The organism is Desulfosarcina sp. (genome assembly GCF_033791525.1).
In the GTDB taxonomy this organism is placed as follows: Bacteria; Desulfobacterota; Desulfobacteria; order Desulfobacterales; family Desulfosarcinaceae; genus Desulfosarcina.
In genome coordinates this window covers 1-14,347 of sequence record NZ_JASJGN010000379.1, presented here as the reverse complement: position 1 = coordinate 14,347, position 14,347 = coordinate 1, and the positions used below count along the sequence as shown (strand labels likewise).

14 protein-coding genes are annotated in these 14,347 nt (G+C 56.1%); 2 read left to right on the top strand and 12 right to left on the bottom strand.

Annotated features, from left to right (window positions below; all coding sequences use genetic code 11):
• Positions 1-221: 221 nt before the first annotated feature.
• The 3 genes from QNK41_RS18690 to QNK41_RS18680 all read right to left on the bottom strand — a co-directional run bounded on the left by QNK41_RS18690 (position 222) and on the right by QNK41_RS18680 (position 1,783).
• Complete coding sequence (locus QNK41_RS18690; protein WP_319259996.1) at positions 222-419, bottom strand: hypothetical protein; 198 nt, start codon at positions 417-419, stop codon at positions 222-224.
• A gap of 334 nt (positions 420-753) precedes the next feature.
• The gene (locus QNK41_RS18685) at positions 754-1,299 is read right to left on the bottom strand and encodes an O-acetyl-ADP-ribose deacetylase (protein WP_319259994.1); all 546 of its coding nucleotides are present in this window, start codon (positions 1,297-1,299) and stop codon (positions 754-756) included.
• Positions 1,289-1,783: a zinc ribbon domain-containing protein gene (locus tag QNK41_RS18680; RefSeq protein ID WP_319259987.1), complete on the bottom strand. Its 495-nt coding sequence runs from the start codon at positions 1,781-1,783 to the stop codon at positions 1,289-1,291. Before QNK41_RS18680 ends, QNK41_RS18685 begins: the two co-directional genes overlap by 11 nt.
• Positions 1,784-2,055: 272 nt before the next feature.
• On the opposite strand from QNK41_RS18680, the gene ndk reads away from it, so the two are divergent.
• Positions 2,056-2,475: a nucleoside-diphosphate kinase gene (gene ndk / locus QNK41_RS18675; RefSeq protein WP_319259984.1), complete on the top strand. Its 420-nt coding sequence runs from the start codon at positions 2,056-2,058 to the stop codon at positions 2,473-2,475.
• Entirely contained in the window at positions 2,472-3,239 is a 768-nt protein-coding gene (locus QNK41_RS18670; RefSeq protein WP_319259982.1) for an RNA methyltransferase, read from the top strand. Before ndk ends, QNK41_RS18670 begins: the two co-directional genes overlap by 4 nt.
• On the opposite strand, the gene QNK41_RS18665 is transcribed toward QNK41_RS18670, so the two are convergent.
• The 9 genes from QNK41_RS18665 to QNK41_RS18625 form a co-directional block, all read right to left on the bottom strand.
• Complete coding sequence (locus QNK41_RS18665; RefSeq protein ID WP_319259979.1) at positions 3,197-4,744, bottom strand: ATP-binding cassette domain-containing protein; 1,548 nt, start codon at positions 4,742-4,744, stop codon at positions 3,197-3,199. The genes QNK41_RS18670 and QNK41_RS18665 overlap by 43 nt on opposite strands.
• 280 nt (positions 4,745-5,024) lie before the next feature.
• The gene (leuB, locus tag QNK41_RS18660) at positions 5,025-6,107 is read right to left on the bottom strand and encodes a 3-isopropylmalate dehydrogenase (protein ID WP_319259977.1); all 1,083 of its coding nucleotides are present in this window, start codon (positions 6,105-6,107) and stop codon (positions 5,025-5,027) included.
• Positions 6,108-6,230: 123 nt separating this feature from the next.
• A complete protein-coding gene (locus tag QNK41_RS18655; RefSeq protein WP_319259975.1) occupies positions 6,231-7,592 on the bottom strand; it encodes an ExeA family protein in 1,362 nt (453 codons plus the stop codon).
• Between the two features lie 21 nt (positions 7,593-7,613).
• Positions 7,614-8,618 (bottom strand): TAXI family TRAP transporter solute-binding subunit, encoded by a 1,005-nt coding sequence (locus QNK41_RS18650; protein ID WP_319259972.1) that lies wholly within the window; start codon positions 8,616-8,618, stop codon positions 7,614-7,616.
• A 249-nt stretch (positions 8,619-8,867) separates the two neighbouring features.
• Positions 8,868-9,059 carry a FeoB-associated Cys-rich membrane protein gene (locus tag QNK41_RS18645; protein WP_319259970.1) on the bottom strand — a complete coding sequence of 64 codons (192 nt, stop codon included), beginning with the start codon at positions 9,057-9,059 and terminating at the stop codon, positions 8,868-8,870.
• A gap of 58 nt (positions 9,060-9,117) precedes the next feature.
• Positions 9,118-11,325, bottom strand: a complete 2,208-nt coding sequence (gene feoB / locus QNK41_RS18640; RefSeq protein WP_319259967.1) for a ferrous iron transport protein B — start codon at positions 11,323-11,325, stop codon at positions 9,118-9,120.
• 2 nt (positions 11,326-11,327) lie between these two features.
• Positions 11,328-11,564, bottom strand: coding sequence for a FeoA family protein (locus tag QNK41_RS18635; RefSeq protein WP_319259965.1), 237 nt, complete (start codon positions 11,562-11,564; stop codon positions 11,328-11,330).
• Between the two features lie 298 nt (positions 11,565-11,862).
• Complete coding sequence (locus tag QNK41_RS18630) at positions 11,863-13,008, bottom strand: SO_0444 family Cu/Zn efflux transporter (RefSeq protein WP_319259963.1); 1,146 nt, start codon at positions 13,006-13,008, stop codon at positions 11,863-11,865.
• Between the two features lie 208 nt (positions 13,009-13,216).
• Entirely contained in the window at positions 13,217-13,597 is a 381-nt protein-coding gene (locus tag QNK41_RS18625) for a metalloregulator ArsR/SmtB family transcription factor (RefSeq protein WP_319259960.1), read from the bottom strand.
• Positions 13,598-14,347 lie beyond the last annotated feature (750 nt).

Here is a 14,347-nt window from a genome sequence, read left to right as displayed (position 1 = left end):
AAAATGCGTCGATGGTTGGTCATGGATGGGGTTCAAATTGCGGCAACCGCAATAGCCGCCTGGCGGCGCTTATGCTTATAGCCTGCGATTGGGGTTCACAGCGTTATAGCAAGGCAGCGTTGGAGCTGCAAGTAAAAGAATGCAGCCGATGGCGCCATTGAACCAACTAAAAAGGCGACCTGCAGTAGGTCGCCTTTCAGAAATAGTTTGGTCCGGGACGATCAGGAGCAGCAGGAGCCCTCGGTACCGCAGCTGGTGCAGCCAGCGCCAAAGTCAATCCCGCAGTCCAGCTTGAAACCATACTGATGGAAATCAACCTTGATTGGCTGTGCTTTTTCAAGAAATTCCGTGTTGACGATGAATTGAAAACCGTCGATGTCAAACGCCTTATCCGTATCGGCAAGCTCATCCAGAGCCATGGCCAGGCCAGGGCCCCCTCAGCCGCCTTCGTTTAGAAAAATCCGGATCGGTTTGACATCTTTACCTTTGAAATATTCGGCAATTTGCTCAACTGCCGGTTGTGTGACCTCAAACATAATACCCTCCTTGAAAATAAAAAAAATCGGCCCGAGACGCCTAAGGACCGGAAACTCCCAATTGGCTTCAGACGTGGAACTTAACCATGTCCATCGGGTTTGTCAATCCCAATTCCAACGGGTATCGACAAGGGGTATAATTACACCGGTTCCATCGCTTTCCGGCAGAAAGGGATAACCATGGAATCCATATGCATGCGCAGTCGGCCGCAACCCCCTATCCCACCCGATGAGACAAATATCGGGCGTATAGGTCAAGATCGGCTGGCGAAAAGAGCATAAAGATCACCTTCGCAGGAATTTCATGGGTGTCCATAAACGTGGCGCAGGTGTCCACGGCAATTTTACCGGCATCGGCAATGGGATAACCATAGACCCCGCAACTGATAGCGGGAAATGCCAGGGTTCGGATCCCGTGGGCCATGGCCAGCGCCAGGCTGTTGGTGTAACAGCCGGCCAGCAGGCGGCTGTCCTCAGGTCGGCCCCGGTAAACCGGCCCCACGGTGTGAATCACATATCGGGCCGGCAGTCGGTAACCTTGGGTTAAACGGGCTTCGCCGGTGGGGCAACCGCCGATGGTTCGGCACTCGGCAAGCAGTTCGGGTCCGGCGGCCCGGTGGATGGCCCCGTCCACCCCGCCGCCGCCCAGCAGCGAGGAGTTGGCCGCATTGACGATGGCGTCCACAGCCAATTGGGTGATGTCTCCCTGCCGGGCTTCCAGTCGTTCTCTCAGGATCATGGGGCGGCGCTTATTAAAGATCATAAAGGGTTTCATCCCGCATGGGAGCCTGTCTGCCGGCTGCGGTCCCCTTACCTTTTTTTTCCGGCAACACAAACGGATCTTCCCCTTCCAACAGGTCCCCCATCTCCGCCTCGACCTGCTCCGGATCCTCGCCGCGCTCCATGCGCCGCAAGGCTTCTTCCATGCCCGCACCCATTTCCATGCCGGTCATGTCGGTGAGTTTTCGCATGAGATCGGCGGCCTGGCGCGGGTCATCTTCGTCGATCCGGTCTGCTTCGCCGGCCAGCATCTGCATGGCCTTTTCCATCTTGCCCTCGTCAAAGGGCAAGTCGTCGCCATCACCGGCCTCCTTAGCCTTCCCGGTAAAAGCGAAGGCAGACATCTGCCGATCCAGGGTGCGGGTCTTGCATTGCGGGCATTTGGGTTTTTTGGAGGTGTTGATGGTTCTGGAAAAAAAATTAAAAAGCGTGTTGCAATCCGGACAGTAAAACTCATAGATCGGCATATTTACTCCACATTTTGATTGTTGTTGGATGCTAATGGCTTGTTTATGCAATGAAAGAATCAAATCTGGACGATCAAAATAATAGACCGCCAACCCCATGATGTCAACGGGTCCAACGGCTTTGGCAATCGGTTAGCGCTTACAGTTAATATTAAGATATCAGTCTGTTGAAACAGTAAAATAGATATTGCCCACCGGTGGAACCGGTTGACTTGGTATCGGCCTTCTGTTATGGCAGCGTCAAACCGAAACCCGATGAAAGGAAACCCGATATGGAAAGAACATTATCAATCGTCAAGCCCGACGGCGTGGCCCGGGACGTGATCGGCGAAGTGGTCAAACGGCTGGAGGCCAATGGTCTGAAAATCATGGCCATGAAGATGATCCACATGACCAAGGCCCAAGCCGAGGGCTTTTACGCCGTGCATCGCCAGCGGCCCTTTTTCGATAGCCTCACCGACTTCATGTCTTCCGGCCCGGCGGTGGTCATGGTCCTTGAGGGGGAAAATGCCATTGCCCGCTATCGTGAGCTCATGGGTGCCACCAATTACAAGGAAGCGGCCGAAGGCACCATACGGCGCGATTTTGCCACCGATATCGAAAAAAACGTGGTCCACGGTTCAGACGCCCCGGAAACCGCGGCGTTTGAGATCGGCTACTTTTTCAATGCCTTTGAAATCAATGCCCGATGACCATCGGTGTCACCCGTGACAACATCACCATCGTCCTGCAGCAGCCCCGGTTTCCGGAAAATATAGGGGCCGCTGCACGGGCCATGTGCAACATGGGGTTGACCCGCCTGATCGTGGTTGACCCGGACCGCTGGGACGACGCACACATCCGGCGACTGGCCACCCATGAGGCCGGATCCGTGGTTGACAGGATCCGGCGCGTCGATTCGCTTGATGAAGCCCTGGCGCCATTCGGTCATGTGGTCGGCACCACCGCTCGGCTTGGAGGCCGGCGTCCGGTGATCAAGTCTCCTGAAGTTCTGGCCCGACGCCTGATCCCCATTTCCAGAAACAATCCGGTGGCCATCCTCTTCGGCCCCGAAGATCGCGGACTCACCAACGACGACCTGAAACGCTGCCACCAGTTGGTCAATATCCCCACGGTGGACTTCACCTCCCTGAACCTGGCCCACGCCGTCATGGTGGTCTGCTACTGCCTTTCTACAGCCGCCCAGACTGGTCCTGCCGACTTCACGCCCCGTCTGGCCAAACGCATCGAACTGGACCAGATGTACGAGGAACTTACCGCGTCACTGGTTCAAATCGGGTACATGAACCCGGAAAACCCGGACTATTGGATGATCCGCATCCGCCGGTTTTTCTCCCGGATGTCACTGCGTGCCGGCGAAACCAGCATCATCCGCGGTATCTGCCGGCAGATTCACTGGTACGGGGACAAGCGCTATAACGACGGGTTGAAAGACGGCAGCAAGGGCAGATCCTGAGGACTGATGGCCCCGCTGTGCTGGACGATTCCCTGATCCAAAAATAAGCGATGGGTAATACAGGCTGGGATTTCTTTCTCATGGTGAGAGACAAAGATCAAACTGGTGAAAGCACTGCTGCCGATCTGCTCCAGTAGCCTGAGGACGGTATGGCGATTTTCAGGGTCCAAACCGGCGCACGGTTCATCCAGAATCAGCAGATTCGGATTTTTTACCATCGCCCGGGCGATGAGGACCATCTGCCGCTGACCTTGGGAAAGCTGGTCGAACAGGGTCTCGGAGAGCGCTGAAATGTCCATCTGCGCCAGCCACCATCTGGCGGTTGTTATCTGCACGGTATCACAGTGACGATACAGTCCCACCGAGTCGAAAAATCCTGAGCAGACCACATCCATGGCGGACATTCGCTTCTGATATGCGCTGGACAGATCGTGGCTCACCACCCCCAGCCTTTCCCGGGTCTCCCACAAGGTTTGTCCGACGCCGCGATCCTTGCCGAACAGTCGGATTCGGTTGGCGTACACCTGCAGGCAGTCACCGGTGATCAGTTTCAGGATAGTGGATTTACCGGCGCCGTTGGGGCCGGTGATGGCCCAATGCTGCCCCTCCTCCACCGCCCAGGTGAACCGGTTCAGTACTATGGTGTCGCCATAGCGAACCGTTACCGCTTTCATGTCGATCAACGGTTCCGAGGAGACGCGCCGGCCGGCTTCAGGATGCGCCGGGTGATGGTTGGGGCGGGACCGTTTGCTTTCCTTTGTCGCGACGGCCGAGGCAGTATCAAACATCTGGGAAGCATCGTCAACCGCGCCGGCATCTGCAATCCGACCGCCATCGACGGTGAGGACATGGGTGGTGGCAGAAAGCATCTCCTCGGGGCGGTGAGTGACCAGTATGATCGGCAGGCCTGATGTCCCCAGCCGGTCGAGCATCGCCATCAATTCCTGCCGGCCAGGACGATCGAGGCCGTCAAAGGGTTCATCGAGGATCAGCATCTGGGGGCGGCGGATCAGTTCACGGGCTATCAGCACCCGGCTCATCTCTCCGGTGGAGACGGCCAACGCCGGTTTGTCCAGCAGGGCTTCCAGATTGAAGCACCCGGCAACATCGGCCAACCGTGTTTCCATGTCGGATGGCGCCGGAAGGTCGGCACGCTGACGACAAATCAGACCACGAACGGTGGTCGCGTCATTGAACCGGCCGGCAAAGCCTCGTGCAAGGTCCAGGTCTCTTTCCCGACGCCAAAGATCCCGGCGGCCATCGCTGGCCACGTAGGCAATCGCATCGATGGGTGACATGCCGCCAAAGGCATGGTAATGGATTTTTCCCTTAACGACAGGCAACAGGCCGGCGATGGCCTTGGCCAGTGTCGTTTTTCCCGCCCCGTTGGGGCCGATCACCGCCCACTGCTCGCCGGCGTTGATCCGCCACGACGAGCCGTTGAGCAGCCACTGGTCCCGCAGCCTGACGGTAATACTATCTAAAGTGATCAGAGGCGTGGTCATAACTTAACCCGGACAAACCGGAAACAAAAAAAACAAATTACAAACACCAAATCTCAAATAAATTCCAAATTACAATATTCAAAACTCAAATGAGATCAACGACCCACAGTTGATTCTCATTTTGATTTCTCCAAAATTGATGATTGGAATGTACTTTCTTCAAGATCAGCAGGTTTGGAATTTCGAATTTGGCTATTGTGATTTACTTGCAATTTATCTTTTGTTTCCTGACATAAAAATTACGAAGTTCAGGGTTAAGCTACGATGATTCCATGACGGCCTAATGGCCGTCGCGCAGCTGACGAGCAACCGCATCACCCATTTCCCGGGTGCTCACCGCACTGGCGCCGGCGGCGATATCGGGGGTCCGTAATCCCGCTTCCAGCACACGCGCCACAGCGGTTTCCACAGCATCGGCAGCCTCGGCCAGGTTCAGGCTGTAGCGCAGCATCATGGCCGCAGACAGGATTTGAGCAATGGGATTGGCAATGCCCTGGCCGGCAATGTCCGGAGCGCTGCCGCCTGCCGGCTCGTAAAGGCCGAATCCGCTTTCACTGATGCTGGCCGAGGGCAACAGGCCCATGGAACCGGTGATCATGGCACACTCGTCGGATATGATGTCACCGAACATATTGCCGCACAGCAGCACGTCGAATTGGTGGGGATCTTTAACCAGCTGCATGGCGGCGTTGTCCACATAGATGTGACTCAGGGTCACATCCGGGTATGCCTGAGCCGTCTCGCTGACCACCTCCCGCCATAGCACCATGGTGGTCAGAACATTTGCCTTGTCCACCGACGCCACCCGCCGGCTTCTCAGCCGGGCTGCATCAAACGCGGCTCTGGCGATGCGCTCGATTTCCCGGCGGGTGTAGACCATGGTATCGAAGGCACGCTCGTCGGGCCCGCTGCCCTCCCGGCCTTTGGGCTGGCCGAAATAGATATCGCCGGTCAGTTCCCGGACACACAGGATGTCGAAGCCATTCCTGACGATTTTTGGATGAAGGGGGCTGGCCCCGGCCAAGGCGGGAAAAACTTTGGCCGGTCGTAGGTTGCAAAACAGGTTGAAGTGTTTGCGCAGGGGCAGCAGCGCCCCCCGCTCGGGCTGCTGCGCCGGCGGCAGTGTTTCCCACTTGGGCCCACCCACGGATCCGAAAAGAATGGCATCGCTGGCCTCACAGAGGCGCAGGGTGTCATCGGTCAAGGCCTGACCGTGCCGGTCGATGGCGATACCGCCAACATCGGCAGGGGTGTAAGCCAGTTCAAAACCGAAGGTTTCCTGAGCAGAATCAAGCACCTTCAGGGCTTCTTCCATCACTTCGGGACCAATGCCATCTCCAGGCAAAACAGCGATCTTAAACATTTGCAACCATCCAGATTCATTTAAAGTGTAAAGAACCCAAACATCGGAACGTGATGGAGTCGTAAAAAGCCGACAATTTCAATTTTGTCTTCAATGAATGCAATAACCCCTATAAAGTTAAACCTATTGGCCAGTCTCCTGCTTGCGTTTTTTTAAGAGCCAGTCGATGGCATCGGCCGGGTCGGGCAGCTCCGCTGAAGAGGTCGTCACGGCGGCAACAGGCGGCTCGGAGTTGGCAGCGCTTGGCGCGGCTGACACTGATGCCCGGGGGAGATCGTCGATGGCTGCCGCTAAGTTGAAGTCCGGGGGCCGATTGGGCATACGCAACAGCGGTTCGACGGCAAGGGGCGTTTTCACCGCCTGTTGAGGCGCGTCGGGAACAACCGTTGCAACTTCGGCATTGCCTGATGTGGAAGCATTGACAATCGGCGGCTCCACTCCGGAGGGCTTACCGGAAACAGGAAAATAGGTCTGATAGGCTTCACGGGCCCACCGCCTGGCGCGGTCTTTCATTGGATCCGGTGTAAAATAGACGCCGCTGCCCAGCACCAGCAAGACCACCGCGACACCCAGTGCACGCCCTGCGGTAAACCACGACCGGCGCTCTTTCTGCACAGGCTTATAAAAGGTCTTGGGCGCCGGCGTCCGGGAATTGTTTTTCGTTTCCGCCGGCAGTTCATCCATGGTAAACGATATTCGCTCGCGGCATTGGCTGACAATCTTCCGGCTGATGGTCCGCCGAGACACTTGGGAGGAAAAAAACATGGCAAGGTCGCAGATGATATTGATCTGCCGGGGATACCCTCTGGAAAAATCGAAGACCGCTTCCATGGCCGCAGCGGAGAAAATGTCGTAACCGGCGCCGGCGGTTTTCAGCCGGTGGCGGATATACTCGCAGGTTTCTGACTGGTCCAGCGGATCGATGTTGTAGGTAATGGTAATCCGTCGCATCAATGCTCGGTTTTCCGGTTGGAGCAGGATGCTGTTGAATTCGTTCTGACCCACGAAAAAAATATTGAGCAGTTTGGCATCCTGCCGTTCAAGATTGGAAAGCAGGCGGATCTCCTCCATCAGGTCGTGCTTAAGCCGCTGGGCTTCGTCGATGAGAAGCAGGACCGACTTTTTTTCTTCATGGGCATCATTGAGAAACCGGCTGAAGGGCTCTATGAAGTCGCTCTTGGTTCGCACTTCAATAGGCAGCCCGAAGTATCGGGAAACCATTCGGTAAAAATCGTACTTGCTGAGCCCCGGATCGGGAATTTTGGCGGTGTAGGCTTTGCCATGGATATCTTCCACCAGCCGGTTGATCAATGTGGTTTTGCCGGTGCCCACCTCGCCGGTCAACAGCAAAAATCCCTTGTTGTCCATCACCCCATATTTAAGGGTCGAGAGGGCCTCGCGGTGCTTGTTACCCATCCACAGGAAACTGGGATCCGTGGTGATCTGAAAGGGTTTTTTTTTCAGCCCATAAAAGGATTCATACATGGTTGTTTCCGTTTCGAGGTGTCAGGGGAAAACCGCCTCGATGGCATCGGCCACCGGGTTTGGTTTCCGGACAGGCGATGATTCGGTTTCCGCTTCAATGGCGGCTGGAGTGAAATCCTTCACACACGGGTATTGCTCCCACCCATTCACGGGTTCACTCAAATCCACCGATTTCCATTTGGGATGACCGTTGAGTCGAAGCCAGTCCAGGTTTTCCTTAATCAGCCATGCGACCTTCCCGATGGTGTTGCAATGGTGGTTACGAAAATCGTAGGCCACCAGCAGGGCCATGACCGACACGGTATCCACATCGGCCGCCTGCCAAGGGTAGGTGCCAGCGGGAATTCGGGATGCCGGGTAGAAGGAGCGGATGCCGTCATGGGTGATCGGAATCAAGTGAAACCCGTCTGCCGGGGCAACCTCCAGCGCCAGACGTTCCACCGGGGCCCCGTCTACCGTTACCATGGCATCGATGCTGCCGGCTTTAAGCGCCGCCAGTGCCTGGGAATTACCGATGGCCACCATCTGCCGGGGCTGAACACCCGCGATCTCAAAAATCAGCCGGCTGGTCAGATAGGTGCCGCTCTCCACGTTGCCGATAGCCACCCGTTTGTCGTCGAGGTCGCCAAGGCTGTGGATCTCCCCTTTGCCGAGGATGTGTATCTCCTGGTTGTACAACGGGTAGACCCATTTGATTTTATCTGCGATCAGCTTAAGCCGCGGGTCGCCCTTAACCTTGGCCACAAAGGCCAGCGCGTCGGACTGCACCAGGCCCATATGATTGCCAGGGCGCTGGTAAACGGCGTAGACATTTTCCACAGACCCATTTGAACTAAACACCGCCAGATGGATGTTGCTGCGCGTGACCAGGGCTTTTAGATCCATGCCGATCTGGTGGGCGGTGCTTTTCACGTCCCCGGTAATGATGCCCAGATAACCCTGCTCATGGTCTGCAGCCATGGCGGGCAGGAAGCCAGCCAATACCATCATGGTCACCCACACTATCACGATTACGCGTTTGTCCATGGACCAGGCCTCTTTGCCGGAATGGTTTTTTCCGGCGGAAGAATCGCACGTCATTTCAGATTGAAGCCTCCCCGCGGTGGGCCGCGGGGAATGCGCTCGCTATCGCGGTTCGGCTCCGGTGGTCCGGCCACCGCCGGGATGTCGTTATGCTGGATATTGAGTCGTAGATGATAGAAGAGTAAAAATCCGGAGTCAATATTAAACCCGGTCACCGACGGTATTTAATGGCAAACGGGTGGCCGAACCGGTTTAACGATCTTCTTGGACCGGGGAGGTGTCACCCGTGTTGTCGGCCGCCGGCTGGCTGCATGAATCAGAGATGCTGCAGCAGGTGCAGCCGCATGCACAACCATCCTTCTGCTTGAATCCTTTGTAGAAGATCAGCCCCACATACACTGCGGCACCCGCGACAATCAAAATGACAATCAATGTTTCCATCATTCAAAACCTTTGCATCGGTCTGCGTTTCCGCCGTCGGACAAGGATAGTTGCCCGGGCATCAGTATCCGAGAGCAGCGCCGGCCTGGTAAACCATCACGGCCAGGAAAAAGGCCAGGGAGGTATTGAAAACCATGGAAAATGCGCCCCATTTCCATGAGGATTCCCTGGCGATACAGACCACCGTGACAAAACAAGGGGCGTAAAACATGACAAAGATAATCAGGCTCCAGGCAGTGAGGATGCGCCATCCCGGTTCGGCAACCAGTTTGGTGGCCAGGGAATCGGTGACTTCGGTGTCCACCGTTCCCAGTGAATAAGCCGTCCCCAGAGTAGAGACAATCACCTCCTTGGCGGCAAACCCGCCGATCAGTGCAATGTTTGTGCGCCAATCAAAGCCGGCCCAGCGGGTGACGGATTCTAGGCGGGTGCCGACACGGCCCGCCAGAGAGTGGCGCAGGGCGGCACCGGCCTGACGGGCATCCACGACCAGCAGAATGTCTTTCAATTCAGCGGCGGCAGTGGAGAGAGGCCGGGACGTCGAAGCAGCCTCCAGTTCTTCAACCACCTGGGGTGCCGCCGTCGACACAATTCCAACCCGCTGGTTGGCATAGGTTTCAACCTGCGCAGCGGGCAGGCGGGGAAAGGTCATGGCCGCCCACAGCAGCACGGAAATGCCCAGAATCACGGTCCCGGCCTTTTTCGCATACTGCCAGGTCCGTTCCCAGGTATGGATCATCAATCCCCTGAAGGTCGGCAGGCGGTAGGGAGGTAGTTCCATGACAAAGGGTGTGGAGGCACCTTTGACCACGGTCATCCGCAGGAACTTGGCTGCCAGCAGGGCCCCGGCCCAGGAGATCAGGGTGAGAATGAACATCATCTGGGCCCGGCTGTGGGGGAAAAAGGCGGCGATGAGCAGAGCGAATATGGGCAGTTTGGCTCCACAGTTCATGAACGGTGCAGTCAGCAGCGTGGCGATGCGCTCTTTGGGCGACCGCAGGGTCCGGGTGGCCATCACGCCGGGTACTGCGCAACCGCCGGCAATCCCGCCGGAGACAATGTAGGCCATCACCGAGCTGCCATGCAGCCCGAATATCTGGAACACCCGATCGAGCATGAAGGCCACCCGCGCCAGGTATCCCGAGTCTTCCAGCACGGCGATGCCGAAAAACATGAACATGATCAGCGGCACAAAACCGAGCACACCGCCCACCCCGTCGATAACGCCGGAGACAATCAGGGACTTGAGCAGCCCGTCGGTCAGGGTGGCGGACACCATGTCCGAAAGCCACTCAAAGGCCCTCTCGCACCAGGCCACAGGCACTTCGCTGTAGGTGAAAACAAATTGGTACAGTCCCATGAGCACCAGCAGCATGATGATGGGTCCGGCAAAGCGGTTCACCAGGACCTTGTCGATGCGATCGGAGAGAAAGAGCCGGTTACGGTCGTGGCGCTCCTTGATCACCCCCTGCTTGAGCACGGAATTGATAAACCCGTAACGATGATCGGCGATCATGGCTTCCGGATAGGTTTCCAGGGTCTCTTCGATGTGCGCGCCCACGTTGCGGGTGATGGCCTCCAAACCATCTGCGATCTGCGGGTCCGTTTCCCTTCCCTTTTCAAGAATCTGCTCGTCGTTTTCCAGATACTTGATGGCAATCCAGCGCGACGGGTACAGGTCCGTGAGAAAATTGCTCCCGTTGATGATTTTTTCCATCTCCAAGATGGCAGTTTCCAGGTCTCGGCCATAAGAAACCCGCAGGGGCTGAAGAAGGGGTGCTTCGGCCACCGTTTCCACGGCGTCCATCAGGGCCTTTTTCCCGAACCCGCTGCGGGCCACGATGGGAACGACCGGCACGCCGAGCAGGCGGGAGAGTTTTTTATCGTCGACCTCGATGCCCCGCCCCCTGGCCACGTCGATCATGTTCAGGGCCACGCAGGTGGGGATTCCCAGCTCCAGAAACTGGATGGTAAGGTAAAGGTTGCGTTCCAGATTGGATGCGTCGACGATGTTGATCGTCACGCGGGGGCGCTCGTTGACCAGAAAATCCCGGGCCACTACCTCTTCGATACTGTACGCGGTGAGTGAATAGGTGCCGGGAAGATCCACGATGTGCATATCGTGGCCGTTTTGCACATAGCGGCCCTCCTTGCGGTCCACCGTCACGCCGGGATAGTTTCCCACGTGCTGCCGCGAGCCGGTAAGGGCATTAAAAAGGGTGGTCTTCCCGGCGTTGGGATTACCACCCAGTGCAACGCAAAAGTTCATTGTTATCCGTTAACCTCGACGTCGATCAGATCGGCTTCGTTATTGCGAAGGGTCAGGGTAAAACCCTTAAGCCGCAGGGCCACGGGATCGAAAAGCGGTGCCCGGCCTTGTATTTTGATTGCGGTTCCCGGCACCAGCCCCATATCCCGGAGCCGACGCCCCAGTTCACCGCCAACCTTGACGCTGGCGATGGTTCCTTCTTGGTTGACCTGCATGTTGCGAATGTTGATCGTTGCCATTGGAACCCCATGAATCATGAAAGATTTCAACCTTTATGAAAAGTTAGGTATGCCAAACTTTAAAAGGTGTCAATAAAAAAATATGGAATGCTGATGTCGTATGTCCAACCTCGAGATTCGAGTTGGACGCACAGACCCCGGCATCCATTATCCGTCTTCAGTCCTCCGTCTTCAGTCCTCCGTCTTCAGTCCTCCGTCTTCAGTCCTCCGTCTTCAGTCCTCCGTCTTCAGTCTTCTGTCTTCAGTCCTCAGTCCTCTGCCCTCTGTCCTCTGGCCCCACGGGTCAGTGACTGCACCCTCATGTGCTGCCGGCGCTGGGTTCCGGCGCGTTGGCGATCGTGGTATTTGTGGCCAACAATGCACCGGTCGGTGCTGGTTTGAAAATGCGGCTGCGCAAAAATCGCCACACCGGTTTTACCGACAGAGCCAGGATAAGGAAGGCACCGGTCAGTTCGACGGCATGCGGTATGGCTTCGCCGGCCTGTCCCACCACCGCCTGTGCCGAGATTCCCATGGCCGCATAAATCCAATCCACCAGCAGGCCGAAGCCCACCGCGCAAATCGCGATGGCTGCCAGATAAATGCCCGTCGCCCGTTTGCCCAGCACACTTACCAGCACGGTCAGGGAGGTGACATTGGTAGCCGGGCCGGTCATTAGAAACACCAGGGCCGCACCGGGGCTGACACCCTGAAGGATCAGGGTTGCTGCAATGGGCGTGGAGGCCGTGGCACATATATAGATGGGAATGCCCACCCCGAGCATGATCAGCATGGCACTGATCCCGCCGCCCATATACCGGCTGAATACCGATTCGGGAATCAGGACGGTAATGATGCCGGACAGCAGGAGACCGAAAAGGAACCACACCGCCAGATCCGCCCACACATCGGTGAAAGCAAAGCGGAAACCGGCCGATATTTTTTCGCCGAAACTGTGGTGATTACGGTGCACCTCCGGCGAGCAGTTTATTCCGTCACAGCACCCGTCCACCGGGCAGGAGAGGTCCGGGATGATGGGGTTGGCCGTATCCGGTTTTCCCATCAGGTTCTCGGTAATGCCCGCGGCAAAAGCGGTGACAAATGCAGCCACCGGCCGCACCACGGTCATAATTGGATCCATCAGTGCGTAGGTGATGGCGATGGAATCCACACCGGATTCCGGCGTAGATATGAGAAATGAAGTCACGGCGCCGTTGTTGGCCCCCTGCTTTTTCAGGGCAGCCGCAGCCGGCAGCACCCCACAGGAGCACAACGGGATGGGAATTCCCATGAGCGAGGCCTTGAACACCGACTTGAAGCGCCCCTTGCCCAGGTGCCGGGAAACCACCCCGGGATTGAGAAACACCCGCAGCAGACCGCTGACGAGCAAGCCAAATATAATGAAGACCGATGATTCGAGCAGGATGTTCCAGGATTGAAGCAGGATGTTGAGCAGCAGATTCATTGTGTATCGTTCCTCTTAGTCGGCACATTGGAAAATCGATCGCGGCAAAAAGCCGCTCCTTACAATTCCCTAATGCCGAAATTCCTTCATTCGCAATCCTGTTCGCTGTCATCAAGTGCGGTCAGGACGGAAATGATAAGGGTTTACCAGACCTGATCATTGCCCCCCCCCCGCGGCAAGCGGCGAGGAATGCGCTCGCTATCGCGGTTCAGGGTTCCTCAATGTGGTGCAAACCGACGGTGACCAGGTCCAGTACATGGTCGTCGTCGAGTGAGTAGTATAGAATCTGCCCGTCCCGGCGGGAGCGAACCAGCGAAGACTCCCGCAGGCGCCTGAGTTGGTGGGAGACGGCCGATTCGCTCAGTCCTAAAAACGCGGCGATGTCACATACACACATCTCACCACCCCGCAGGGCCATGATGATCTTGAGCCGGGTGGGATCGCCCATGATCTTGTAGGTCAGCGCCAGCCGCTGCATGTCATTTTGAGCAATGGCCTCCGCTTTAGCCCGGGCAACCCTATCCAAATGAACCACCCGGATATCGCAGGTTTCCGGCGTACATGCGGATAGCGCATTATTCTTGGCCACGTCGACCTCCTATGGGAATTATATATGAATGTCTGTTCAAATATAAAAATGACTTCCTCATTGTCAAGTGACAATCGCCTTTTTTTATGATTCCTATCTTTTCAGAGTTGACGGATTGTCGATGTCCTGGTTAGTGTCCGTCCAGAAATAGGCAGTTTGGGTCGAGATCAAGGCTTTCGAAAAATTTTACCGGCGGCGCCCTGAAAGAAGTGCCCTTGGGGTGCATATGTTTGATATTCCGAGGATAAAATTTTTCGAATAACGCAGATATCGGGCAAATTGGTCATTTATGGATGGGCACTGGTTAGTTTTACCCGTCCATGACGAGCAACGATGATTGCCCTTGAGTCTCGGGGGCGGGAAAAATCCATTTGCTGACGGTTCCCTGGAAACGGCTTTGGTTTCATGGTAAAATTTGCAGGAGATGAGCGGGCAACAGGTTGAAATCATGCGGAGAATAAGGCCCAGATTGGAACGCTATGATATCAATCGGATAAATAGCGATGCCAAGATTGATGAACTCGTAAAAAGTCACATTTCCGACGGATTCGTAAAGAGCCCGAGATCAAGGCTTGCGAATCCTTAAGGAATGAGGCGTACTTACATGATGAATTGATTTACTAAAAACTACGACTCGAGTGTAAAATGGTGCATCAGGCTGGATCCTGCGTCTCACTGGGAGGGGCCCGGCGCCCCTAAGTTCTTAAAAAACTGGTTAACTTTTGCGCATAGCGTATATGAACCCGATCA